This window comes from Pseudonocardia sp. CA-107938 (genome assembly GCF_050936315.1).
Lineage (GTDB): Bacteria > Actinomycetota > Actinomycetes > Mycobacteriales > Pseudonocardiaceae > Pseudonocardia.
The window spans coordinates 1,540,820-1,563,714 of record NZ_JBNJNA010000001.1; the positions used below are offsets into that span (position 1 = coordinate 1,540,820).

The window sequence follows — 22,895 nt, forward strand, 5'->3', positions numbered from 1 at the left end:
CCAAGGGATTGCCATAGCGTCGATGGCAACCGCAAGGTTGCCACACTGGAGGTGGGATGGCTATGCACACGCCACCGATCGTCGCGAAGGACGAGTGGGACGCAGCGCACCAGCGGCTGCTGGTGAAGGAGAAGGAGCTGACCCGCGCCCGCGACGCGCTGGCCGCGGAGCGCAGGCGGATGCCGTGGCTGCCCGTCGAGAAGCCGTACGAGTTCGAGGGCCCACACGGCCGGGCGAGCCTGCTGGACCTGTTCGAGGGTCGCCGGCAGCTGGTCGTCTACCGGGCCTTCTTCGAGCCCGGCGTGCACGGCTGGCCCGAGCACGCGTGCGTCGGCTGCTCGATGATGGCCGACCAGGTCGCCGACGTCAGGCACCTGAACGCCCGCGACACCACGCTCGCCTACGTGTCGCGCGCCCCGCAGCCCGACATCGAGCGGGTGAAGGCGCGGATGGGCTGGACGATGCCCTGGTACACGATGCTCGACCAGTTCGACATCGACTTCGGCGTCGATCAGTGGCACGGCACCAACGCGTTCATCCGCGACGGCGACCGCGTGTTCCGCACGTACTTCATCAACAACCGCGGTGACGAGGCGCTGGGCTCCGTATGGGCGTACCTCGACATGACCGCGCTCGGCCGCCAGGAGGAGTGGGAGGACTCGCCGGAGGGCTACCCCCAGACGACGCCGTACGAGTGGTGGAACTGGCACGACGCGTACGGCGACGGCGCACCCTCGGCCGGGGAGGAGCAGGTCCGGCGGGCCGTGGAGTCGGGGCTGCTCGAGGACTGAGCGGGTCAGCCCCAGCCGAGCTCGTGCAGCTCGTCCTCGCCGATGCCGAAGTGGTGGGCCACCTCGTGCACCACGGTGACCGCCACCTCGTGCACCACCTCGTCGAGGTCGGCGCAGATCTCGCAGATCGCGTCCTGGTAGACGGTGATGCGGTCGGGCAGCACGCCGCCGTAGTCGGACGTGCGCTCGGTGAGCGCAACCCCTTCGTACAGGCCGAGCAGGTCGGGTTCCTCGGGGTGCCGGTCCTCGACGAGCACGACGACGTTGTCCATCGCCGCCGTCAGCTCCGGCGGGATGGTGTCGAGCGCGTCGGAGACCAGCAGTTCGAACTGCCGCCTGGGCAGCCGCAGGCTCACAGACCCAGCGATGGCGCGGTGGTGGAGGGTGGCGGCTGCTGCCCGCCGGGCTGCGGCGTCTCGCCGCCGCTGGGCGGCGCCGTGGTGGGCTTGGCGTCCCCGTCCTGGTCGGCCGGCGGGTGGCTGTCGGACGGCGGGCCGTCGGTGGGCGGCGGCTGCACCGGGACGCCCGGCTTGTTCTGCGCGGGCGGCGCCGGCTGGTCGCCGACGTTGACCGAGCCACGCACCGAGCCGGTGACGGGCGCGAACCCGCTGCGGTCGGGCAGCAGCGCCGCCAGGTTGCAGTTCACCTTGCGGGAGCCGGCCTTCCAGGACTCCTCGGCGAGGTTGTCCCAGTAGACGGTGAGCTTCTTCTGGGTGATCACGTCGGCGCTGCCGGCGTACTCCGCGGCCCGCTTGGCGCACTCCGGCTGCAGGAACGAGTCCTGGTCGCCGACGGCGGGGAACTTGTCCTTGAACTTGTCGCCGAGGTCGACGATGCCGACCGTCTCCACGGCGTGCGGGCCGGCGCAGTCGGTCGGGTCGCCGACACTGCGCCCGTCGACCGCCAGGCAGGTGCCGGGCTGCTGCACGTTCGACTGGTCGCCGTCGGCGGCCTTGCCCGACATGGGGAACAGCGCGCCCGACTTGGACGCGCTCTGCAGGCCGCAGCGCAGCTCCCGGTCGCCGTCCTCCCACTTCGCCTTGGACGGCTTGAGCGCACCGATGCGGTACCGGCCGTTCGGGTCAAAGCCCTTGCCCAGGTACTGCTGGACGACCGGCGTGCACCGCTCGTTGACGAGCTGGCGCCACTTGCGGTCGTCGGGCAGGGCGGCCTGGTCGGTGAGCGTGACCGAGCCGGCCTGCTCGAACAGGTGCCCCTGTGCGCAGTCCACGACGGTGGCGTCGGCCGCGTCGGGCCGCGCCCAGCTCAGGCAGGTGCCCGGCGTGGCGGGCGGGGCCTCGGAGTCGATCGAGCCGCCGCGTTCGCTCTCCGGGATCGGCAGCGACGCGAGCGTGCCCAGCACCGGGACCTGCGCTCCGGCCAACGAGTCCAGCGCCGCCACCCCGAACATCGTCAGGGCGCCGACCAGCACACCAGCGACGATCCGGCGCACGATCCGCGGCTCGGGGAGCTTCGCAGGCTGGATCGGACGCGCAGCACTCACGGGGACGGGGACCCCGTGCCGGCCGGTCGTCTGGAGGGGAGCGTCCGCCCGGCCGGGAGCGGAGAGGGTGCGTGTCATGGCAAAAAACATCATGCCCGGTCGGGTCAGGAAGGTTCCGGCGGCACCCGCCGGCGGAGCGGCCATCGGTAGGCGGCGTGCTGCGAACGTCACGATCGGGCTTCGGTTGGTCGGCGATCCGGACGACGGGACCGGCGCCGCCGCTCAGCGGGTACCGTGCCCCCGGCGACGGAGATCGACGGCCTGATCGGAGGGATGCTGCGGTGACCGAGGGTCCCGAACCCGAGCAGCGGCCGGGCTCCATGCGCTTCCAGGACGAGAACACCACGCCGCGCGAGCCCACCCTCGCCGAGCGGAAGGCGCGCGAGCAGGCCGAGAAGCGGGCCGCCGAGGAGCAGGCCCGCGTCGACGAGGAGGCCGCGCGCAAGCGCAAGGTGCGCAAGCGGGTCATGATCGGCGCCGGGGTCACCGTGGGTCTGGCGGCCGTCGTCGGCGTCGGGTACCTGATCTCCTCGTCCGGCGACGAGACGGCGCGCTGCACGGACGAGGACGGCGTGATCGTCGACGACGCCAACTGCGTCACCCCCGCCGCCAACACCGGCTACTCGTCGGGCGGCTACTACGGCGGCGGCTACGCCTACCCGGTGTTCATCGGCACCGGCGGCCGGCAGTACCACTACACCTACGGCGGCTCGGGCAACCTCGGCCAGCGGGTCAGCGGCGGCACGACGGTCGTCCCGAAGGACACCACGAAGGTGAAGACCTACACGTCCGGCCGCACGATCTCCGGTGGCAGCAGCTCGGCGTCCTCCTCGTCGGGCTCGGGGCCGTCGCTCGGCAGCTCCAACAGCGGCACGTCGACGCGCGGCGGGCTGGGCTCGTCCAGCGGCGGATCGTCCAGCGGCGGCTGACGCGCGACATGGAACGGCACACCGGCACCCCGCGGCCGAACTGGGAGGACACGGTCCGCGAGCAGGGCATGGTCTACGGCACCCCCGGCCGCGGCATCGGCGGCGTCGACCGCAACTACTGGGACGAGTCGGTCCACTACACCTTCTCGATGGACGAGGTCCTCTCCCTCGAAGCCGACGTCGAGGTGCTGCACTCGATGTGCCTGGAGGCCGTCGACCACGTCGTCACGGCGGAGCGGTTCCGCGACTTCGCGATCCCCGAGTTCGCGTGGGAGGCCGTGGCGGCGTCGTGGAAGCGCTCCGACCCGCACGTCTACGGGCGGTTCGACCTGCGCTACGACGGCGGCGGCCCGGCGAAGCTGCTGGAGTACAACGCCGACACGCCGACGACCCTGCTCGAGGCGTCGATCCTGCAGTGGAACTGGCTGAAGGACACCCACCCCGACGACGACCAGTGGAACTCGCTGCACGAGCAGCTGGTCGAGCGGTGGCGCACGCTGAAGGGCCGGCTGCCCTCCGGCGAGGTCTACTTCACCTGGTCCGGCGCCGACACCTCCGGCGAGGACCACGTCACCGTCAGCTACCTGCAGGAGACGGCCGCCGAGGCCGGGTTCGACACGGTGGGGCTGGCCATCGAGGACATCGGCTGGGACGTGACCCTCGACCGGTTCACCGACCTCGAGGAGTCGACGATCTCCACGGTGTTCAAGCTCTACCCGTGGGAGTGGGTGCTCACCGACGACTTCGGCAAGCACGTGCTGCGCAACCTGCCGCAGACGCTCTGGGTGGAGCCGCTGTGGAAGTGCATCCTCTCCAACAAGGCCCTGCTGGCCGTGCTCTGGGAGATGCACCCCGGGCACCCCAACCTGCTGCCCGCCTTCCTCGACCAGCCCGGCCTGCTCACCGAGTACGTGCGCAAGCCGCGGCTCGGGCGGGAGGGCGCCAACATCTCGATCGTCGCGCCCGGCGTGGAACACCAGACGGGTGGTGTGTACGGCGAGGAGGGGTACGTCTACCAGCTCTTCGCCCCGCTGCCCGAGTTCGACGGCTACCGTCCGGCTCTCGGCGCCTGGGTCGTCGGCGACACCGCGGCCGGGCTCGGCATCCGCGAGACCACCGGACTCGTGACCGACGACGGCGCGGCGTTCGTCCCCCACCGCATTCCGTTGTCCTGAACCAGCTCCCCTGGAGGTATCCGTGGACCAGACCGTGATCGGTCCGGGCTTCTTCGGCCTGATCGGCACCGGGGTCGGTGCGATCCTGCTCTACGCGTTGCTCGGCCTGCTGCTGATCCTGATCGGGTTCTGGGCCGTCGACATCACCACGCCGGGCCCCCTCAACCGCATGGTCCGCGCCGGCAACCCCGGCTCGGTGGTCGTCACGGCCTCCGGGATGCTCGGGATGGCCCTGGTGATCGTCACCGCGATCTCGGTGTCGTCGGGCACCCTGCTCGAGGGCCTGCTGCAGACGCTGATCTTCGGGCTGGTCGGGATCGTCGCCCAGGTCGTCGCCGTGCGGATCCTGGAGTGGGTCACGGGCATCGACGTCGGCGCGGTGCTGAAGGCGGAGAACCTGCTGCCGCAGGCGTGGGTGGTCGCGGCCGCGCAGGTCGCGATCGGCACGGTCGTCGCCGTCGCCATCGTCTGACGGTCGTGGCGCAGCGGTACAACCCGCCGGGGATCTGGCCGCAGAACGGGCGCGCGTTCAACCACGCCGTCGCGCAGGGCGACGGCGTGGTCGTGCACGTCACCGGCCAGGTCGCGTGGGACGAGCACAGCGCGGTGATCGGCGTCGGCGACGCCGAGGCGCAGTTCGAGAAGGCGGTCGACAACGTCCGCCTGGTGCTGGCCGCGGCAGGCGGCCGGCTCGAGGACATCGTGTCGATGACGATCTACTTCCTCGATCGCGCCGATCTCCCGGCCATCCAACGCGCCCGGTCGCGGCACTTCCCGTCAGCGACGGCACCGGCGAGCATCCTGATCCAGGTCGTCGGGCTCGTGGCGCCCGAGCTGCTGGTCGAGCTCGTGCCGATCGCGGTCGTCCCGCACGAGCGGTTCACGCCGGCGGGTTGAGTCTCGACCTGGTGGAGGCCCCACGGTGACAGGCGTGGAGGGCATGCACGGGATCGGTGCGACGGCCAGGGCGTCCGGGCTTTCGGTCGGCACGCTGCGGTTCTACGACGGCGCCGGCGTGCTGCGTCCGGCCGGCGTGGACCCGCGCACGGGCTACCGCTCGTACACCGCTGACCAGGTGCGCGCTGCGCAGCTGGTGGCAGTGCTGCGGGCGGCCGGGATGTCGCTGGCGGGGATCCGGGCGGTGCTGCGGGTGCGGCACGACCGGGCCGCCGTCGCGCAGGCGTGCGCGGCGCACCTGCGCGCGCTGGAGCACGACCTCGCCGTCGCCCGGCGCGTGCTCTCCACGGTCGATGCGCTGATCGAGCCCGAGGAGAGCCCCGTGGAACCCACCCGCGCCACCGTCGCCGCCGCCGAGCTGGCGGCCGCCCTGCGCACCGTCCGGCACGCCGTGTCGGACGATCCCGAGCTGCCTGCCCTGCGCGGGGTGCTGCTCGACGTCGGACCGGCGATCACGGTGGTCGCGACCGACCGCTTCCGGCTGGCCGCTGTCGACGTCGCCGCCACCGTGACCGGGCCGGCCACCGCCGCTCTGGTGCCGGTCGCGCTGGTCGACGCCATGATCGGCCTGCTGACCGACGCGGAGGCCCACCTGGAGATCGACGGCGGCCGGCTCGCGCTCACCACCCCTTCCGGGACGGTCGGCGGGGAGGCGGCGACCGAGCCGTTCCCCGACTACCGCCGCCTGCTCCCGGCCGCGCCCGCCCAGCTCTCCGCGCCGGCGGCCGCTGCCCGGGCCGCCGTGCGCGCCCCCGCCGCCGAACGGCGGGAAGGCGCGCGCGGGCAGGTGCGCGAGTTCACGCTGCTCGACGCCGGCGCGGACGCGATGTGGATCGACCGCGAGTTCCTCCGCGAGGCGCTGGACGCCGCTGGTGAGGACGCGGTGCTGGAGTTCACCGGCCCCGTCGAGCCGTTGACGATCCGCGCGCCGCGCGCGCTGATGCTGCTGATGCCGGCCAAGCCGCCGGCGTAGTCGCGGGAGATGGCAGCAGGGCGTACGATAGTTGAGAGTTCACATATGGAGGCTCTCGTGTCCCGCATGCCCGCGCTCTACCTCAGCCACGGCGCGCCGCCGCTGGCCGACGACCCGATCTGGCCTGGTCAGCTCGCTGCCTGGTCGGCCGAGCTGCCGCGGCCGTCGGCGATCCTGGTCGTCTCGGCGCACTGGGAGGACGCGCCGCTGACGATCGGCGCCACCACGACCGTCCCGCTGACGTACGACTTCTGGGGCTTCCCCGAGCACTACTACCGCGTCACCTACCCGGCGCCCGGTGCGCCGGAGCTGGCGGAGTCGGTGCGCAAGCTGGTCGGCGGGTCCGTCCGCGACGAACCGACCCGCGGCCTCGACCACGGCGTGTACGTGCCGCTGGTGGAGATGTTCCCGGCCGCCGACGTGCCCGTGCTGCAGGTCTCGATGCCCACGCTCGACCCTCAGCGGTTGCACGAGCTCGGTCGGCGGCTCGCGCCGCTGCGCGACGAGGGCGTGCTGATCGTCGGCAGCGGCTTCTTCACCCACAACCTGCGGGCGCTGCAGGAGGTCGGGGGGACCGACGGCCGGCCGCCGACCTGGTCGGCCGAGTTCGACGCGTGGGGTGCCGAGGCGCTCGCGGCGAACGACGTCGACGCCGTCCTCGACTTCGCGCACACCGCCCCGGCCGCCCGGTTGGCGCACCCGCGCACCGAGCACTTCGCACCCCTCTTCGTCACGCTCGGTGCGAGCGTCGACGACGGCCCGGGTCACACGGTGGTCGACGGCTTCTGGTTCGGGATGGCGAAGCGGTCGGTCCAGTTCGGCTGATCCGTAGGCTGGACCCGTGCAGGCACCCGGGCTCGTGGCCACCGACGTCGACGGAACGCTGCTCGACCCGGCCGAGCACGTGAGTCCGCGCAACGCCGCGGCCGTCCGCCAGGTGGTGGCGAGCGGGGTGCCGTTCGTGCTGGTCACGGGCCGTCCGCAGCGGTGGATCCCGCCCGTGTCCGCGGAGTTGCCGCAGGTGCGGCTGGCGGTGTGCGCGAACGGCGGGCTGCTCTACGACGCCGTCGAGGACCGCGTCCTGTGGGACCAGGCGATGCCCGTGCCGCTGCTCGCCGAGCTCGCCGACGCCGCGCTGGCCACCATCCCCGGCTGCGGACTGGCCGTCGAGCGGGTCGGGGGCAGCGTGCGCGGGCCGTCACCGTTCCTGGCCGAACCCGGGTACCGGAACGCGTGGCCGGAGGCGGTGGGCGCGATCGTCGACCGGGCCGACCTGCTGGCCGAGCCGGCGGTCAAGCTGCTGGTCCGGGAACCCGGCCTGCTCAGCGACGCGATGGTGGCCGCGCTCGCCCCGGTCATCGGCGGGGCCGCCGACATCACGTTCTCCCACTCGCGCGGTCTCGTCGAGATCAGCGCGCCGGGCGTCACGAAGGCGAGCGGGCTGGCCGAGGTGGCCGCGAAGCTGGGCGTACCGGCCGCGGAGGTGCTGGCCTTCGGTGACATGCCGAACGACCTGGAGATGCTGCAGTGGGCCGGGCACGGCGTCGCGATGGCGAACGCGCACCCCGCGCTGCAGGCCGTCGCCGACGAAGTGACGGCGAGCAACGCCGAGGACGGCGTGGCACTGGTGCTGGAGCGCTGGTTCTGACCAGCGTTTGACCGCTTCTTGATCACCCTGGTAGCCAACCGGGCATGGGGGCTCGGGGGAGACGCAGGCGCCGGCCGTTCGTGATCGGGTTGCCGGTGGTGCTGGTGCTTGCCTATGTGGTGTGGGCGTATTGGCCTGTGCCCCGCGCCGCACCCGTTCCGGGCAACGGGCCGGTGACCAGCGCGGACGAGCCCTGGGTGGTCGCGATCGACGGTGGCGGCAGCCCACCGCCCGGCGGGCCGCCCGGCAAGACCTGCGTGGGCACGCTCGTGGCGCCGCGGGCCGTCGTCACCGCCGCGCACTGCGTCGGCCGTGCGCCGGCCGAGATGGCCGTCGTGGTCGGGCGCACCGACCTGCGCGGTCGGGAGGGCCGCCGGATCGCCGTCGTCGACAAGTGGACCGCGCCCGACTGGCCGGGTGCTCCGCAAGGGTTCCTGGACGGGTTCCGGGGGCCGGTCGACACCCCGTCGGACGTCGGCGTGCTGTTGCTCGCGGACGGGGTGTCCGGGCCGACGATGCCACTGGCCGGTGCCGACCGGGCGTGGCCGGCGCCCGGATCGGCGGGCCGGGTGACCGGCTGGCGGGTGTCGCCGCAGGACGAGCCGGTCCTCTGGCAGACCCCGACCGCCACGCTCGACGACCGGACGTGCACCGAAGCGGCCGCGAACGCCTTCAGCCGCATGCCGCCACTGGTGTGGCACGGCTACCGCTACGACCCTGCCGCCTACCTGTGCGCGGGCGCGTTCGTGATCCGCCCGACCGACAGCGGCGCACCCCTCGTGATCGACGGGCACCTCGTCGGCGTGGGGAACTGGCGGCCGGGTGCCGACCCGGCCGCGCCCCAGTTCTACGGCCGGGTCGGCACCTACGCCGCGCAGATCACCGAGCTGATCGCCGCGGCCGGGGCGACCGGGACCTTCCCGCACTGATCCCGGTGTCGGTCCACGTTGGTCGGGCCGCTCCGGCCGCTCGGAAGGCCCGCGCGTAACATCGGGAGACGTCCATCGACGATCGACCGGCCGTGCGAGCGCGAACGCCGTGCCGCCTTGGGAGGCCCCCCACCGTGGCCGAGCTCCTCGACCGCACCGGCCCGACGCCCGCAGCGCAGGCCACCGACCCCGAGGCCGAGCTGCCCGCGGGCGCCGAGATCCGGGTGCTGGAGGCCGTGCAGCAGACGATCGCGACCCCGCCGGTCGTCGGCACCGCCCGGGCCATGTCGCTGTTCGGCGAGCACGCCGCCGGCTGGCTCGCACTCGGCCTGCTCGGTGCCGCGGTCGACCGGCAGCGTCGTCGCGAGTGGCTCACCGCCACCGCCGGGGTCGCACTGGCGCACGGCGCGTCGATCGGGGTCAAGCGGGTGGTGCGCCGCCGCCGGCCCGACCACCCGTCGGTCCAGGTGCTGGTCGGCACGCCGAGCCGGCTCAGCTTCCCGTCCGCGCACGCCACGTCCACCGCAGCCGCCGCCGTCCTCTACGGCCGGCTGCTGGGCACCCCGCTGACCGGCGCGGTCGTGCCCCCGATGGCGCTCTCACGGCTCGTGCTCGGTGTGCACTACCCGAGCGACGTCGCCGTCGGCTCCGCGCTCGGCGTCGCGGTCGCCCTGCTCACCGGCCGGCTGACGCGCCGGGAGGTCGCGCGATGACCAGCACCGATGTCCCGCCCGTGACCGGCGAAGCACCGGTCGCCCGCACGCCCGCGTCCGTCACGCTGGGCCTGCTCCGCACGATGCGACCCAAGCAGTGGGTCAAGAACGTGCTGGTGCTGGCCGCGCCGTTCACGAGCGGCGACCTGTTCACCGGTCGCGCCGTCCTCCAGCTTGCCGTCGCGTTCGTCGCGTTCTCGCTGGCCGCCTCGGCGATCTACCTGGTCAACGACGCCAAGGACGTCGAGGCCGACCGGGTGCACCCGAAGAAGCGGCACCGCCCGATCGCCGCCGGGATCGTGCCGGCGCAGCTCGCGTTCGCGCTCGCCGTCGTACTGGCGCTGGCGGCTCTGGGCCTCAGCCTGCTCGCCACCTGGCAGCTGCTCGTGCTGATCGCGGTCTACCTGGCCGTCCAGCTCGGCTACTGCTTCGGGCTCAAGCACCAGCCGGTGCTCGACATCTGCATCGTGGCGTCCGGGTTCCTGCTGCGGGCCGTCGCCGGCGGTCTGGCCACCGGCATCCCGCTCTCGCAGGCGTTCCTGCTGTGCGCGGGCTTCGGGTCGCTGTTCATGGTGGCCGGCAAGCGCTACGCCGAGATGATGCTGGCCGAGCGCACCGGGGCGAAGATCCGCAAGTCGCTCGAGGCGTACTCGGCGTCCTACCTGCGGTTCGTGTGGGCCCTCTCGGCCACCGTGCTGATCATGAACTACTGCCTGTGGGCGTTCGAGATCCGCGAGGAGCACCACAACACGGCCTGGTCGACGATCTCGATCGTGCCGTTCGTGGTGGCGGTGCTGCGGTACTCCGTCGACGTCGACAGCGGCAACGGCGGCGCGCCCGACGAGATCGCCCTGCGCGACCGGGTGCTGCAGGTGCTCGCGCTGGTGTGGGTGGCCACACTCACGCTGGCCGTCTACACCGTCTGAGCGGGTCACTCCCCCCGCGCAGCAGGCGATTACCGCGTCGCTACCCTCGGGAGTCGTGGGTGACGCGCAGAAGTCGGCAGGGTACGACTCGTTCGACCTCGTCGTGGTCGGCTCCGGGTTCTTCGGGCTGACGATCGCGGAACGTGTGGCGGCCGAGCTCGGCAAGCGCGTTCTGGTGCTGGAACGGCGGTCGCACATCGGCGGCAACGCGTACTCGGAGCGCGAGCCGCAGACCGGCATCGAGGTGCACCGCTACGGCGCGCACCTGTTCCACACCTCCAACGAGAAGGTGTGGGAGTACGTCAACCGGTTCACGGAGTTCACCGACTACCGCCACCGCGTCTTCGCCCGCGTCGGCGACCAGGTCTACGCGTTCCCGATGAACCTGTCGCTGATCAACCAGTTCTTCGGCCGCTACTACACGCCGGACGAGGCGCGCGCCCTGATCGCCGAGCAGGCCGCCGAGGTCGACTCCAAGGACGTCACGAACCTCGAGGAGAAGGCGATCTCGCTCATCGGGCGCCCGCTCTACGAGGCGTTCATCAAGGGCTACAACGTCAAGCAGTGGCAGACCGACCCGCGCGAGCTCGACGCGTCGATCATCACGCGGCTGCCGGTGCGCTACACGTTCGACAACCGGTACTTCAACGACACCTACGAGGGCCTGCCCGTCGACGGGTACACGGCGTGGCTCGAGCGGATGGCCGACCACGAGAACATCGAGGTGCGGCTCGACGTCGACTACTTCGACGTGCGCGACGACATCCCCGCCGGCACCCCGACGGTCTACACCGGCCCGCTCGACACCTACTTCGGCAACTCCGAGGGCGCGTTCACGTGGCGCACGCTCGACTTCGAGCAGGAGGTGCTCGACACCACCGGCGACTTCCAGGGCACCACCGTCATCAACTACAACGATGCCGACGTGCCCTACACGCGCATCCTGGAGTTCCGGCACTTCCACCCGGAGCGCGACTACCCGACCGACAAGACGGTCATCGTCAAGGAGTACTCGCGCTTCGCCGGCCCCGGCGACGAGCCGTACTACCCGGTCAACACGCCCGAGAACCGCGCCAAGCTCCTGCGCTACCGCGAGCTCGTCCGCAAGGAGACCGCCAACGCGAACGTGCTGTTCGGCGGGCGCCTCGGCACCTACAAGTACCTCGACATGCACATGGCGATCGGCTCGGCGCTGACGATGTTCAGCAACCGGCTCGTCCCGTACTTCACCGAGGGCAAGCCGCTCTCGGGCACCGAGAGCGCCGAGGACTGACCTGACCGCGGGAGCGCCGGCTCGCGGTAACGAGGGGTCAGGCCGGGCGTGGGCGGTGCGACGCAGCCCGGGCCTGCAGCGCCAGGGTTGCGTCGATCATGGGCAAAACGTTGCCCGCGAAGATCGACTGACGACGTTTTGCCCATGATCAGCGAACTCCGGCGCGGAACCCCCGCCGCCGCCCGCCGCCCGATCGGCCCCAAGGGCGGGGCCGAGGTCGGCCGGTGCGGTGATCAAGGGCAGAAGGTCGCTCTGGAAGATCGACTGACGACCTTTTGCCCTTGATCACGAACAACCAGGGCTTCCTCGGCGCACGTCCGTCCCGGCGTGCCGCAGCGGCCCGTCCGCGGCACACCGTGCCACCTCGCTACCCTCGACCGAGACGTGACGCCGAGTACCCGGAGGCCAGCACTGTGTCCACCACCGCCGCAGACACCTCGCGGTCGGCGCCCGAGCCGCGTGAGCTGCCGACCGAGGGCCTGCTGCAGCGGGTGATCCTGCCGCGGGTGGGCGACCCGATGAGCGTGCGGGCGCTGTACCTGGACGAGCGCACCGGCCTCCGCCTCACCACCACGACCGCGCTGCCGACGGACCTGCCGGTGAAGGAGGTGCACCTGTCCGGCTCCACGGTCGGGGGTGCGCGGCGGCTGCACGCCACCTCCCGCACGTCGGCGGTGGTCGACGCCGACAGCGAGGTGTCGTTCGGGGCCTACTTCAACGCGTTCCCGGCCTCGTACTGGCGGCGCTGGACGGTGCTCGACAAGGTGCGGCTGCGCCTGGACCTGACGGGCGGCGGCCGCGTCGACGTCTACCGCACGAAGGCGGACGGCTCGCAGATCTTCGAGCGCGGCGAGCTGCTCAACGGGCCGGGTCGCCACCACGTCGACATCGAGCTGGACCTGCGCCCGTTCGAGGACGGCGGCTGGTACTGGTTCGACGTCACCACCGACTCCGGCGAGCTGACCCTGCACGGCGGCGGCTGGTACGCCGACTCCGAACCGGAGCCGGCCGGGCGCATCGCCGTCGGCATGCCCACCTTCAACCGGCCCGCCGACGCCGTCGCGACGATGACCGCGATCGCGTCCGAGCCGCTCGTGCTCGACGCCGTGGTCGCCGTGATCGTGGTGGACCAGGGCACCCAGAAGGTGCGCGAGCAGCCAGGCTTCGACCAGGCCGCGGCTCTGCTGGGCGACAAGCTGAAGCTGGTGGAGCAGCCCAACCTGGGCGGCTCCGGCGGCTACGCCCGCGCGATGCACGAGGCGCTCGACACCGACTGCACGCACATCCTCTACATGGACGACGACATCCTGCTGGAACCGGACTCGATCCTCCGGGCACTGGCGTTCTCCCGGCGCTCGCGCAAGCCCACGCTGGTGGGCGGGCAGATGCTGTCGCTGCAGTCGCGGGCCCAGCTGTCCACGATGGGCGAGGTCGTCGACCGCAACGCGTTCCTCTGGAAGAACGCTCCCGACACCGAGCCGCACCACGACTTCGCCGAGCGCACCCTGCGCCAGACGCCGTGGCTGCACCGGCGCGTCGACGTCGACCACAACGCCTGGTGGATGTGCCTGATCCCACGGTCGGTCGCCGAGGAGATCGGTATGCCGCTGCCGCTCTTCATCAAGTGGGACGACGTCGAGTACGGCCTGCGCGCGCGGTCCGCCGGCTACCGGACGGCGACCGTGCCGGGCGTCGGGATCTGGCACATGTCGTTCCTGGAGAAGGACGACACGAGCGACTGGCAGGCGTACTTCCACTACCGCAACCGGCTCGTCGCGGCGGCGCTGCACGGGCCGGACAGCCCGCGCGCGATCCTCGTCGACATCTTCAAGCGCACGCTGCGGCACCTGATGCTCATGGAGTACTCGGCCGTCGCGCTGCAGGAGATGGCGCTGGCCGACTTCCTCGCCGGGCCGGACGCGCTCTTCGGCAACATCGCCACGATCCTGCCGGCGATCCGCGCCAAGCGCGCCGAGTACGACGACGGCCGCCCGCTCGACTCGGCCACCCAGGTGCCGCTGTCCGAGCTGGACTCGCTGGCCGCGCAGTCGTTCCCGCCGCCGCCCACCTCGAAGCTGCCGATCGTCAAGGGCCTGGTGTCGAGCGTGCTGCACAACCTGCGCCCGGTGAACCCGGTCCACCGGGACGTGCCGCAGCGCAACGTGCCGAACCGGCAGGCGCAGTGGTTCGTGCTGTCGCACCTCGACTCGGCCACGGTCACCACCCCGGACGGGCGCAGCGTCACCTTCCGCCGCCGCGACCCGGAGCTGTTCCGCACGATGCTGCGCCGCTCGTTCGACCAGCTGCGGGTCATCGGGAAGCGCTGGCCGCAGCTGCGTGCGGACTACCGCGCCGCGCAGCCGCAGCTCACGAGCCGGGACGAGTGGGAGAAGCGGGTGTTCCGCTCGCGCTGACGGCCGCGTACTCGGCGACGTGCCGGCGCAGGGCCGGCACGCGCGAGCGGCTGTAGGCGATCCCGACGACCAGCGCCACGAGCCCCGGCACCTGGGAGACGAGCACGCCGGTGGCGACGTCGGTCTGCAGCACGATCCAGCCGCGCACCACCGACTCGACCAGCCAGATCGCCGCCCACACCGCGGTGAGGCGCAGGTGCTCGCGGTGGTATCCGGTGCCGGGCGCGGCCGCGGCGTCGACCGCGGCGGCCATCCGCGGGTCGCCGCCCACGGCCATCGGCCGGGTCACGTCAAGGGTGAACGGCTTGCCGGCCAGGCACGTGCCGATCAGGAACACCCCGGCCAGTGCCGTGTAGAACGACGGCTTGAGCAGCACGATCCGCGGGTCGCGGGTCACCCCGAGCAGCACCAGCGACAGCGCGATCTCCAGCACGACCAGCGCGCCGAACCCGTCGAGCCGCCGCCGGCGCACGGTCGTGACCAGCGCGTGCACGGCCGTGGCCAGCCCGGCGATCGTCAGCGCCCAGAAGTCGTCGAGACCGCAGGCGGAGAGCAGGTAATAACCCGCCACCGGCACGACGACGTCGACGAGCATCGGGAGGACGGCGCGGAGCTTCGCGTTCACGATCCTGACGCTAGGAGCCGCCCGCCGCGTGCCCCGCTGACATCTGTCATCGATGCGCCGTGCAGTTCCGCAGGGTCACCGGAACGCCGCAGCGGAACGGGCGGCCCACTCGGTGAAGTCCCGTGGAGCGCGTCCGGTGAGCTCGCCGACGTGCGGACTCACCTGCTGCTCCTCGGCCGTCGGCGCGCCGAGGATGTCGAGCGTCGACTCGACGACGGGTGCCGGCAGCATGGCCAGCATCGCGGCTCGAGCCTGCTCGCGGGTCTGCTCCACGAACCGGACGGGCTCGCCGATCGCCGCCCCGATCGCCGCGGCCTGCTCGCGCGGAGTGATCGCCCGCGGGCCCGTCAGGACGTAGGTCCGCCCACCGTGGCCCGATCCGCGCAGCACGGCCGCAGCTGACGCGGCGATGTCGTGCGGGTCCACCAGCGGGAGGGCGACATCGCCGAACGGGGCCGCCACCGTCCGATCGGCCCGCACCGATGCTGCCCAGGCCAACGCGTTGGTGGCGAAGCCCGATCCGCGCAGCACCGTCGCCTCCAGGCCCGAGTCGAGGACGGCCGCCTCCAGGTGTGCCGGATGCCGGCCGGTGCCCACGCCCTGCGACGACAGCAGCACCACCTGCCGTACACCGGCTGCACGGACGACGTCGAGCACCGGGACGAGGTCGCCGCCGGCCAGGAATCCAGCCGCGGTCAGGAGGAACACCGCGTCGGCGCCGTCGAGGGCCGGCTTCAGGCTCGGCGGGTCGGCCAGGTCGGCCGCGACGGTGTGGGCCCGAGGCGGGGTGCCGACGATCCTGCGCGCGACGGCCGTCACCTCCTCGCCCGCGTCCAGCAGGGCCTGCACCAGGTGGCTGCCCACGTTTCCCGTCGCTCCGGTCACCACGATCTTCTTGGTCATGCAGGCGACGTTAGTATCGTGGGGATAGTAGGTACCTACAGGAAAGTGAGGCGATGGTGGCGCGCATCACGAACCAGCCCGATCCGCAGCAGGCATGTCCGATCGAGCCGGTGGTCGACATCGTGTTCAGCCGCTGGACCACCCCCATCCTGTGGACATTGCACGTCGAGGGCCGGCAACGCTTCGGCGAGCTGGCCGAACGCATCGCGACGATCACGCCGAAGGTGCTCACCGAGCGGCTGCGCCGCCTGGAGCGCGACGGGCTCGTCCGGGGCACCCGGTACGCCGAGATCCCGCCGCGCGTCGAGTACGAGATCACCCCGCTCGGCCGCAGCCTGGCTCCGGTGTTCGCTGCACTGAACGAATGGTCGGAGCACCTTCCCGAGGTCGAGCAGGCCCGCCGCGACCACGACGCGAGGGTGGCAGCGCCGGCGCACCGGCGGTAGCGTCGGCCGATCCGAACCCCGGGGGGAAGCCATGGCCAGGATCCGTGCACTGTTCCGTTCGCGCTTCGTGCGGGTGTCGGCGGGGGCGTCCGCGCTGGCACTGGCCGTCCTCGCCTCCGACACGGCCGTCGCGGTCGCGGCGCCGTGCGGGATCAAGTGCCTCTCCGACCGCCGCCTCAAGCGTGACGTCCGGGCCATCTGACCCGATCGGCTCCTCCCCGGATCCCCGGTCGGTGCTCGACCGGGTCCGCACGCTGCGCGGGGTGACCTGGGAGTGGCGCGACCGTCGCCGCACCCGCCGTGACGGGCGCCCGCGCGCGATCGGCCTACTGGCCCAGGACGTGCAGCAGGCGTTCCCCGAGGCCGTCGTGCCTGATCGTCGCGGCAACCTGACCGTCGACTACCACGGGCTCGTCGGCGCGCTGGTGGAAGCGGTCAAGGAGCTGGCCGACCGGGTCGAGGAGCTGGAACGGCAGGTCGGCGACGGGGACCCAGGTCACCACGACAGGTAATCCGGCATTTTGTATGCTGTGAGCAGTCGACCGAGGGTTTCTCGGTTCAGTGCCGTCTCCTGGGGAGTGTCCGATGTCCGAGCCGTCAGCCGCCCGACGGATCGAGCGACCGCTCCCGCTGCGCGAGAGCGTCTACAACGCGATCCTCGACATGATCGTCGGCGGGGAGCTGCAGCCCGGTCAGCACCTGGTCGAGAACGAGCTGGCCGTCTCGCTGGGGGTGTCCCGGCAGCCGGTGCGCGAGGCGCTTCAGTGGCTCAGCAAGGACAGCTGGGTGGACCTGCGCCCGGGCCTGGGCGCCTTCGTGCACGCCCCGACCACCGAGGAGGCCGACCAGCTGCTGGTCGTGCGCGGGCTGCTGGAGACCGAGTCGGCCCGGCTGGCCGCGCAGCACGCCACCCCGGAGAGCGTCGAGGAGCTGCGGGAGATCTGCCGGCGCGGCGTGGCCGCCGTCGAGGCCGACGACGTGCCCGCGGTCGTCGCCGCCAACGCCGAGCTGCACGCGGCGATCACGCGGATCTCGGGCAACAAGGTGCTGGTCGAGCTCATCGCGCAGGTCGACCGCCGGGTGCGCTGGTACTACACGCCCGTGGCCCGCCACCGGGGCGCCCAGTCGTGGGAGGAGCACGCGGTGCTCATCCAGGCGATCGCCGACGGCGACAGCGAGCGCGCCGCCGATGCGATGCGCCACCACACCGAGCTCACCCGGCAGTCCTACCTCGAGCACTCGACCGCCGAGGCTCCGCGCATCGACGAGCGCCGTCGCGCTCTCTGAGCCCCGGCGGCCGCCCCGTTCAGCCCGTGACGGTGATGGCCGCCGCCGTCGGGAGCGTGCTGGGCAGGCCGGGCCGGCGCAGCGCGGTCGCCGCCACCGTGCACACCGCTCCGACGGCAGCGGCGAGGAGCAGCGCCGCCACCGGGCCCCAGGCGGCGACGGCGGACGCCGCGAGCCCGATGCCGAGGATGCCGCTGCCGGCCTTGGCGCAGTAGACGATGCCGTGCACCTCGAAGGCGCGTTCCTCGCCGAAGTACTCCCGGGCCAGGCTCGCGAACAGCGGGTAGAACGCGCCGCCGCCCAGCCCGGCCAGTGCGGCCGCCACGATCAGGAGGGCCGGCACAGCCGTGGTGACGGCGACGGCGAGCAGCACCTGCGCGACGGCCTGGATCGCGAGGACGGCGCCGAGGGTGCGGCGCCGGCCGAGCCGGTCGGACACGCTGATCGCGGCAGCGCGCGTCGCGCCGTTGCAGGCGAGGACGAGTCCCGCGGCGACGGCGGTGACGGACACACCGACCCCGAGGCCGCCCACGATGACGATGAGGAACGCCGCGTCGAACAGCGAGATCGCGCCGGCCCCCATGAGGATCAGCACCATCAGCGGGAGCACCCGGGTGCGCAGGGCCTGGATCGCGGAGAACTCCCGTGCTGCGGACGGGTTCTGCCGGCCCAGCGCCCACGCGCGGGGATCCGTCTCCGCGGGCCACCAGCGGGCGGGCGGGTCGACCATGAGCAGTCCGGCAGCCGCCACCAGCATGAAGATCACGACCGATGCGGTGAGCAGGGCCGGGCCGAGGACGTCGGCCCGCAGGCCCAGCACCATCGCGACGACCACGGGCACCGACCCGTACGCGAACGCACCGGTGACCTGGCCGACCCGCATGCCGCGGCGCTCCGGGTACCACCTGGTCACCACGGACGTGCACGCGGCGTAGACCAGGCCGGCGCCCGCCCCGCCGACGACGGAGTAGCCGACCAGCACGACGGCCAGGCTCGTGCTGTGGGCGAGCACGAAGACGCCGACCTCGCAGCAGACGGCACCGATGAGCGTCAGCACGCGCGAGCCGACGCGCCCGCGTTCGAGCAGGTAGGCGGCCGGCATCCCGACCCCGGCCTGGAACACGACCCAGGCCGCGAGCGGCCAGAACACCTCGACGGGCGACCACCCGTTGCGCATCGTCAGCGCGGGGACGGCGGCGCCGTACCCGTACTGGAGAACGCCGACGGTCGCCATCGCGAGCCACGCCAGTGCGAGCATCGACCAGCGCGGCCAGCCCATCAGGTCCTGCGGGGTCTCGCCGATCCGGTAGCTGCGCCCCCGCCAGTCGCGGACCTCGCGCGGTTCGACTGATCGCTCCTCGGCCACGGCGGCCTCCTTCCATACTGTATGCGATCGTCCGCCGAAGTGACGCGGAACACAAGCCCTCTGGACAAGCGATTCCATACTGCATACAGTCGACTGCATTCTCAACCTCGGAGGCTTCGTGGACCTGTACGAGTACGAGGCGAGGGACCTGCTCGCCGGCCATGGCGTGCCCGTCGCCCGCGGTGCGGTGGCCGCGACCCCGGCCGAGGCCGAGGCCGTCACGCGCGGCATCGGCGGTCCGGTCGTCGTCAAGGCGCAGGTGAAGACCGGTGGTCGCGGTAAGGCGGGCGGCGTCCGCATGGCAACCACGCCGGCGGAGGCCCGCGCCCACGCGACGGCGATCCTCGGCATGGACATCAAGGGCCATCACGTCCACCGCGTGCTGGTGGCCGCGGCGGCCGAGATCCAGCAGGAGTTCTACGTGTCCTTCCTGCTCGACCGCGCCGAGCGCCGGTTCCTCGCGCTGGCGAGTGCGGAGGGCGGGATGGAGATCGAGGAGCTGAGCCGCGAGCGGCCCGACGCGCTGGCCAAGGTCGCGATCGACCCGGCGACCGGCGTGGACGCCGACGTCGCCCGCGCGATCGTCGCCGCGGCTCGGCTCCCCGAGTCCGCCGCCGGCGTCCTGGTCAAACTGTGGGACGCGTTCGTCTCGGCCGACGCGACGCTCGTCGAGGTCAACCCGCTGGCGCAGCTCGCCGACGGGAGCATCGTCGCCCTGGACGGCAAGATCACTCTCGACGGCAACGCCGGCTTCCGCCATCCGGACCACGCGGCCTTCGCCGCGGACCCGGGCCGGGATCCGCGCGAGGTGGAGGCGGAGGCCAAGGGCCTCAACTACGTCAAGCTCGACGGCCAGGTCGGGGTGATCGGCAACGGCGCAGGCCTCGTCATGTCCACGCTGGACGTGGTGGCCGAGGCCGGCCGTCGACACGGCGGCGTCGCCCCGGCCAACTTCCTCGACATCGGCGGCGGCGCGAACGCGCAGGTCATGGCCGACGGGCTGGGCATCATCATCGACGACCCGGCCGTCCGCTCCGTCTTCGTCAACGTCTTCGGCGGTATCACCGCGTGCGACCAGGTCGCGAGCGGCATCGTCGACGCCCTGCGCATCCTCGGGCCGGACGCGTCGAAGCCGCTGGTCGTGCGGCTGGACGGCAACAACGTCGACGCCGGTCGCGCGATCCTCGCCGAGGCTGCCCACCCGCTCGTCACCATGATCGACACGATGGACGCGGCGGCCGACCGGGCCGCCGATCTGGCGAACGCGGGAGCGTGACATGGCCATCTTCCTGACCGAGAGCTCCCGCGTGCTGGTGCAGGGGATGACCGGCACCGAGGGGCGCAAGCACACCGCTCGGATGATCGCCGCCGGCACCGCCGTGGTCGGTGGTGTCACGCCGGGCCGCGACGGCGAGGCCGTCGAGATCGGCGGCACGACGATGCCGGTGTTCGGCAGCGTCAAGACCGCGATGGCCGAGACCGGCGCCGACGTGTCGGTGGTGTTCGTGCCGCCGCGCTTCGCCGGCGACGCCGTGGTCGAGGCGGTCGACGCCGGGATCGGGCTCGCCGTCGTCATCACCGAGGGCATCCCGGTGCACGACACGGCCCGGTTCTGGGCCCGCGCGCAGGGTGGCCCGACTCGGATCGTCGGGCCCAACTGCCCGGGCGTGATCAGCCCTGGCCGCAGCTTGGCCGGCATCATCCCCTCCGACATCACCGGACCGGGCCCGATCGGGCTGGTCTCGAAGTCGGGCACCCTCACCTACCAGCTCATGCACGAGCTGCGCGACATCGGTTTCTCCACCTGCGTCGGCATCGGCGGCGACCCGATCGTGGGCACCACCCACATCGACTGCCTCGAGGCGTTCGAGCAGGACCCGCAGACCCGGGCGATCGTGATGATCGGGGAGATCGGTGGCGACGCCGAGGAGCGCGCGGCGGAGTACATCGCCGCGCACGTCACCAAGCCGGTCGTCGGTTACGTCGCCGGTTTCACCGCCCCGGAGGGCCGCACGATGGGCCACGCGGGCGCGATCGTCTCGGGTTCCTCGGGCACCGCCGGGGCGAAGAAGGCGGCGCTGGAGTCCGCCGGTGTGCGGGTCGGGCTCACGCCGACCGACACCGCGGACCTGATGCGACAGGTGCTGGCCCAGCTCGGCGCCGTCGCCTGAAGAGACCGCTTGGGGGCGGTGATCAAGGGCAGAACGTCGCTCGTGGAGATCGACTGACGACAGTTTGCCCTTGATCACCGACACCCCGGGCAGCACCGAAGGGACCTCATGCCCGAGCTCCGCTACGACGTCAACCTGTCCATCCTGTTCACCGAGCTACCGTCGCTGCAGCGGCCCGCGGCGGCGGCTGCAGCCGGGTTCGACGCGGTCGAGCTCTGGTGGCCGTTCCCCGAGCCGTCGCCCCCCGACCGGCAGCTCGACGCGCTGCACCGGGCGCTCGACGACGCCGGCACGCAGCTCGTCGCGCTCAACTTCGACGCCGGCGACATGGCCGCGGGCGACCGCGGCCTGCTGTCGCGGCCGGGCACCAGCGCCCGGTTCCGGGAGAACATCGACGTGGTCGTCGGGTTCGCCGCGGCCACCGGCTGCACGACGCTGAACGCGCTCTACGGCAACCGCGAGGCGGCCGGCGGGGCGGCGCAGCGGGAGCTGGCCGTGGAGAACCTGGTGCTCGCGGCGCAGGCAGCAGCGCAGGTGGGGGCCACCGTGGTGATCGAGGCGCTGAACGCGATCGAGAACCCCGGCTACCCGATCACCTCGTCCGACGAGGCCATCCAGCTCGTCGATCACCTGCGGTTCAGCCACGGCATGGACAACGTGGCGTTCCTCGCCGACCTCTACCACCTCGCCCGCATGGGCGAGCCGGTCGAGAAGCTGGTGGAGACCCGGTCCGCGAGCTTCGGCCACGTGCAGCTCGCCGACACCCCCGGCCGCGGCCAGCCCGGCACGGGTGACCTCGACGTCCCCGACCTGCTGGAGCGCCTCGCCGCGAGCGGTTACGCCGGCTGGGTCGGGCTGGAGTACCGGCCGGTCGGGCCCAGCGCCGACAGCTTCGAGTGGCTGCCGCGGCATCTGCGGGCAGCGAGAGGGAGAGTGCGATGAGAGAGCTTGCGAACGTGACATCGGCACAGCCCGTTCCGACCGTGGGCTTCGTGGGCCTCGGCATCATGGGCGCGCCGATGGCCCGCAACCTGGTGCGGGCCGGCTACCGCGTCGTCGGCCACGATGTGAGCCCCGCGCGCGTCCGGCAGCTCGTCGCCGAGGGCGGGTGGGCGGCGGACTCCGTGGCCGCGGCGACCGACGCCGAGTTCGTGATCACGATGCTGCCGGACTCCCCGCAGGTCGAAGAGGTCGTGCTCGGGCCCGACGGCGTGCTCGAGCACGCCAAGCCCGGCCTGGTGCTCATCGACATGAGCACCATCCGCCCGCAGACGTCCGTGCGGGTGGCGCGCCAGGCGGCTGACCGGGGTGTCCGTGCGATCGACGCCCCGGTCAGCGGCGGGGAGAAGGGCGCGATCGACGGCACGCTCTCGATCATGGTCGGGGGCGCGACCGAGGACGTCGAGGCGGCGCGGCCGGTGCTCGACATGCTGGGCAGGACCGTGGTGCACGTCGGGCCGAGCGGGGCCGGGCAGACCGTCAAGGCCGCCAACCAGCTGGTCGTCGGTGGCACGTACGCGCTGGTCGCGGAGGCGATCGTGCTGCTGGAGGCGTCGGGTGTGGATGCCGGCCCGGCACTGGACGTGCTGGCCGGCGGCCTGGCCGGCAGCCGGATCCTCGAGCTGAAGCGGGCGTCGATGGTGGCGCGCGAGTTCGCGCCCGGCTTCCGCATCGACCTGCACCACAAGGACATGGGCATCGCCCAGGACGCGGCCAGGGCGGCCGACGTCGCGCTGCCCGTGACCGCGCTCGTCGCCCAGCTCGTCGCGGCGGCGCGGGCCCAGGGGCACGGCGCCCTCGACCACTCCGCGCTGCTGCTGGTGGCGGAGACCCTCTCGGGAAGGAACCACCGATGATCGAGATCC

The 22,895-nt window shown here is 72.4% G+C and carries 26 protein-coding genes; 21 read left to right on the plus strand and 5 right to left on the minus strand.

The window, feature by feature from the left end:
* Nucleotides 1-62 precede the first annotated feature (62 nt).
* Nucleotides 63-791, plus strand: a complete 729-nt coding sequence (locus ACQEVB_RS07725; RefSeq protein WP_432966882.1) for a DUF899 domain-containing protein — start codon at nucleotides 63-65, stop codon at nucleotides 789-791.
* Between the two features lie 5 nt (nucleotides 792-796).
* On the opposite strand, the gene ACQEVB_RS07730 is transcribed toward ACQEVB_RS07725, so the two are convergent.
* Together ACQEVB_RS07730 and ACQEVB_RS07735 are read right to left on the minus strand one after the other, a co-directional pair.
* Complete coding sequence (locus tag ACQEVB_RS07730) at nucleotides 797-1,147, minus strand: metallopeptidase family protein (protein WP_432966884.1); 351 nt, start codon at nucleotides 1,145-1,147, stop codon at nucleotides 797-799.
* Entirely contained in the window at nucleotides 1,144-2,373 is a 1,230-nt protein-coding gene (locus tag ACQEVB_RS07735) for a septum formation family protein (RefSeq protein WP_432966885.1), read from the minus strand. Before ACQEVB_RS07735 ends, ACQEVB_RS07730 begins: the two co-directional genes overlap by 4 nt.
* Before the next feature lie 203 nt (nucleotides 2,374-2,576).
* Between ACQEVB_RS07735 and ACQEVB_RS07740 the strand changes: the two genes are divergently transcribed.
* From ACQEVB_RS07740 to ACQEVB_RS07795, 12 genes are all read left to right on the plus strand, one after another.
* On the plus strand, nucleotides 2,577-3,224 hold the full coding sequence (locus tag ACQEVB_RS07740; protein WP_432966886.1) for a hypothetical protein: 648 nt from the start codon (nucleotides 2,577-2,579) through the stop codon (nucleotides 3,222-3,224).
* Nucleotides 3,225-3,232: 8 nt separating this feature from the next.
* On the plus strand, nucleotides 3,233-4,399 hold the full coding sequence (locus tag ACQEVB_RS07745; RefSeq protein WP_432966888.1) for a glutathionylspermidine synthase family protein: 1,167 nt from the start codon (nucleotides 3,233-3,235) through the stop codon (nucleotides 4,397-4,399).
* Between the two features lie 22 nt (nucleotides 4,400-4,421).
* Complete coding sequence (locus tag ACQEVB_RS07750; RefSeq protein WP_432966890.1) at nucleotides 4,422-4,871, plus strand: DUF350 domain-containing protein; 450 nt, start codon at nucleotides 4,422-4,424, stop codon at nucleotides 4,869-4,871.
* A gap of 5 nt (nucleotides 4,872-4,876) precedes the next feature.
* Nucleotides 4,877-5,296, plus strand: coding sequence for a RidA family protein (locus tag ACQEVB_RS07755; protein WP_432966892.1), 420 nt, complete (start codon nucleotides 4,877-4,879; stop codon nucleotides 5,294-5,296).
* A gap of 43 nt (nucleotides 5,297-5,339) precedes the next feature.
* Entirely contained in the window at nucleotides 5,340-6,329 is a 990-nt protein-coding gene (locus ACQEVB_RS07760; RefSeq protein ID WP_432980215.1) for a MerR family transcriptional regulator, read from the plus strand.
* A 66-nt stretch (nucleotides 6,330-6,395) separates the two neighbouring features.
* The gene (locus tag ACQEVB_RS07765) at nucleotides 6,396-7,154 is read left to right on the plus strand and encodes a dioxygenase family protein (protein WP_432980218.1); all 759 of its coding nucleotides are present in this window, start codon (nucleotides 6,396-6,398) and stop codon (nucleotides 7,152-7,154) included.
* A 16-nt stretch (nucleotides 7,155-7,170) separates the two neighbouring features.
* The gene (locus ACQEVB_RS07770) at nucleotides 7,171-7,977 is read left to right on the plus strand and encodes an HAD family hydrolase (protein ID WP_432966894.1); all 807 of its coding nucleotides are present in this window, start codon (nucleotides 7,171-7,173) and stop codon (nucleotides 7,975-7,977) included.
* 173 nt (nucleotides 7,978-8,150) lie between these two features.
* Nucleotides 8,151-8,906 (plus strand): S1 family peptidase, encoded by a 756-nt coding sequence (locus tag ACQEVB_RS07775; RefSeq protein WP_432966896.1) that lies wholly within the window; start codon nucleotides 8,151-8,153, stop codon nucleotides 8,904-8,906.
* Between the two features lie 134 nt (nucleotides 8,907-9,040).
* Entirely contained in the window at nucleotides 9,041-9,619 is a 579-nt protein-coding gene (locus tag ACQEVB_RS07780) for a phosphatase PAP2 family protein (protein ID WP_432966898.1), read from the plus strand.
* Entirely contained in the window at nucleotides 9,616-10,545 is a 930-nt protein-coding gene (locus ACQEVB_RS07785) for a decaprenyl-phosphate phosphoribosyltransferase (RefSeq protein ID WP_432966900.1), read from the plus strand. The genes ACQEVB_RS07780 and ACQEVB_RS07785 overlap by 4 nt, the downstream gene beginning before the upstream one ends.
* Before the next feature lie 55 nt (nucleotides 10,546-10,600).
* Entirely contained in the window at nucleotides 10,601-11,818 is a 1,218-nt protein-coding gene (gene glf / locus ACQEVB_RS07790) for a UDP-galactopyranose mutase (RefSeq protein ID WP_432966902.1), read from the plus strand.
* 413 nt (nucleotides 11,819-12,231) lie between these two features.
* Nucleotides 12,232-14,232 (plus strand): glycosyltransferase, encoded by a 2,001-nt coding sequence (locus ACQEVB_RS07795; protein ID WP_432966904.1) that lies wholly within the window; start codon nucleotides 12,232-12,234, stop codon nucleotides 14,230-14,232.
* On the opposite strand, the gene ACQEVB_RS07800 is transcribed toward ACQEVB_RS07795, so the two are convergent.
* A complete protein-coding gene (locus ACQEVB_RS07800; RefSeq protein WP_432966906.1) occupies nucleotides 14,186-14,857 on the minus strand; it encodes a VC0807 family protein in 672 nt (223 codons plus the stop codon). The genes ACQEVB_RS07795 and ACQEVB_RS07800 overlap by 47 nt on opposite strands.
* Nucleotides 14,858-14,932: 75 nt before the next feature.
* The gene (locus tag ACQEVB_RS07805) at nucleotides 14,933-15,760 is read right to left on the minus strand and encodes an SDR family oxidoreductase (RefSeq protein ID WP_432966908.1); all 828 of its coding nucleotides are present in this window, start codon (nucleotides 15,758-15,760) and stop codon (nucleotides 14,933-14,935) included.
* 53 nt (nucleotides 15,761-15,813) lie between these two features.
* Between ACQEVB_RS07805 and ACQEVB_RS07810 the strand changes: the two genes are divergently transcribed.
* The 4 genes from ACQEVB_RS07810 (at nucleotide 15,814) to ACQEVB_RS07825 (ending at nucleotide 17,493) form a co-directional block, all read left to right on the plus strand.
* On the plus strand, nucleotides 15,814-16,206 hold the full coding sequence (locus tag ACQEVB_RS07810) for a winged helix-turn-helix transcriptional regulator (protein ID WP_432966910.1): 393 nt from the start codon (nucleotides 15,814-15,816) through the stop codon (nucleotides 16,204-16,206).
* A gap of 31 nt (nucleotides 16,207-16,237) precedes the next feature.
* On the plus strand, nucleotides 16,238-16,408 hold the full coding sequence (locus ACQEVB_RS07815; RefSeq protein ID WP_432966912.1) for a hypothetical protein: 171 nt from the start codon (nucleotides 16,238-16,240) through the stop codon (nucleotides 16,406-16,408).
* 31 nt (nucleotides 16,409-16,439) lie between these two features.
* Nucleotides 16,440-16,718, plus strand: a complete 279-nt coding sequence (locus ACQEVB_RS07820) for a tail fiber domain-containing protein (protein WP_432966914.1) — start codon at nucleotides 16,440-16,442, stop codon at nucleotides 16,716-16,718.
* Nucleotides 16,719-16,791: 73 nt separating this feature from the next.
* Nucleotides 16,792-17,493: a GntR family transcriptional regulator gene (locus tag ACQEVB_RS07825; RefSeq protein ID WP_432966916.1), complete on the plus strand. Its 702-nt coding sequence runs from the start codon at nucleotides 16,792-16,794 to the stop codon at nucleotides 17,491-17,493.
* Nucleotides 17,494-17,512: 19 nt separating this feature from the next.
* On the opposite strand, the gene ACQEVB_RS07830 is transcribed toward ACQEVB_RS07825, so the two are convergent.
* Nucleotides 17,513-18,859, minus strand: a complete 1,347-nt coding sequence (locus ACQEVB_RS07830) for an MFS transporter (RefSeq protein WP_432966918.1) — start codon at nucleotides 18,857-18,859, stop codon at nucleotides 17,513-17,515.
* 118 nt (nucleotides 18,860-18,977) lie between these two features.
* On the opposite strand from ACQEVB_RS07830, the gene sucC reads away from it, so the two are divergent.
* The 4 genes from sucC to ACQEVB_RS07850 all read left to right on the plus strand — a co-directional run bounded on the left by sucC (nucleotide 18,978) and on the right by ACQEVB_RS07850 (nucleotide 22,886).
* Nucleotides 18,978-20,135 carry an ADP-forming succinate--CoA ligase subunit beta gene (gene sucC / locus ACQEVB_RS07835; RefSeq protein ID WP_432966920.1) on the plus strand — a complete coding sequence of 386 codons (1,158 nt, stop codon included), beginning with the start codon at nucleotides 18,978-18,980 and terminating at the stop codon, nucleotides 20,133-20,135.
* A 1-nt stretch (nucleotide 20,136) separates the two neighbouring features.
* Complete coding sequence (sucD, locus tag ACQEVB_RS07840; protein ID WP_432966921.1) at nucleotides 20,137-21,030, plus strand: succinate--CoA ligase subunit alpha; 894 nt, start codon at nucleotides 20,137-20,139, stop codon at nucleotides 21,028-21,030.
* 108 nt (nucleotides 21,031-21,138) lie between these two features.
* Nucleotides 21,139-21,972, plus strand: a complete 834-nt coding sequence (locus ACQEVB_RS07845; RefSeq protein WP_432966923.1) for a hydroxypyruvate isomerase family protein — start codon at nucleotides 21,139-21,141, stop codon at nucleotides 21,970-21,972.
* Complete coding sequence (locus ACQEVB_RS07850) at nucleotides 21,969-22,886, plus strand: 2-hydroxy-3-oxopropionate reductase (RefSeq protein WP_432966924.1); 918 nt, start codon at nucleotides 21,969-21,971, stop codon at nucleotides 22,884-22,886. The genes ACQEVB_RS07845 and ACQEVB_RS07850 overlap by 4 nt, the downstream gene beginning before the upstream one ends.
* The last annotated feature ends 9 nt before the right edge of the window (nucleotides 22,887-22,895 follow it).

Coding starts and splice junctions, on each gene's coding strand:
- ACQEVB_RS07725 (WP_432966882.1), top strand. CDS start 63: ATGCACACGCCACCGATCGTCGCGAAGGACGAGTGGGACGCAGCGCAC.
- ACQEVB_RS07735 (WP_432966885.1), bottom strand. CDS start 2,373: ATGACACGCACCCTCTCCGCTCCCGGCCGGGCGGACGCTCCCCTCCAG.
- ACQEVB_RS07745 (WP_432966888.1), top strand. CDS start 3,233: ATGGAACGGCACACCGGCACCCCGCGGCCGAACTGGGAGGACACGGTC.
- ACQEVB_RS07760 (WP_432980215.1), top strand. CDS start 5,340: ATGCACGGGATCGGTGCGACGGCCAGGGCGTCCGGGCTTTCGGTCGGC.
- ACQEVB_RS07765 (WP_432980218.1), top strand. CDS start 6,396: ATGCCCGCGCTCTACCTCAGCCACGGCGCGCCGCCGCTGGCCGACGAC.
- ACQEVB_RS07785 (WP_432966900.1), top strand. CDS start 9,616: ATGACCAGCACCGATGTCCCGCCCGTGACCGGCGAAGCACCGGTCGCC.
- ACQEVB_RS07805 (WP_432966908.1), bottom strand. CDS start 15,760: ATGACCAAGAAGATCGTGGTGACCGGAGCGACGGGAAACGTGGGCAGC.
- ACQEVB_RS07810 (WP_432966910.1), top strand. CDS start 15,814: ATGGTGGCGCGCATCACGAACCAGCCCGATCCGCAGCAGGCATGTCCG.
- ACQEVB_RS07815 (WP_432966912.1), top strand. CDS start 16,238: ATGGCCAGGATCCGTGCACTGTTCCGTTCGCGCTTCGTGCGGGTGTCG.
- ACQEVB_RS07825 (WP_432966916.1), top strand. CDS start 16,792: ATGTCCGAGCCGTCAGCCGCCCGACGGATCGAGCGACCGCTCCCGCTG.
- sucD (WP_432966921.1), top strand. CDS start 20,137: ATGGCCATCTTCCTGACCGAGAGCTCCCGCGTGCTGGTGCAGGGGATG.
- ACQEVB_RS07845 (WP_432966923.1), top strand. CDS start 21,139: ATGCCCGAGCTCCGCTACGACGTCAACCTGTCCATCCTGTTCACCGAG.
- ACQEVB_RS07850 (WP_432966924.1), top strand. CDS start 21,969: ATGAGAGAGCTTGCGAACGTGACATCGGCACAGCCCGTTCCGACCGTG.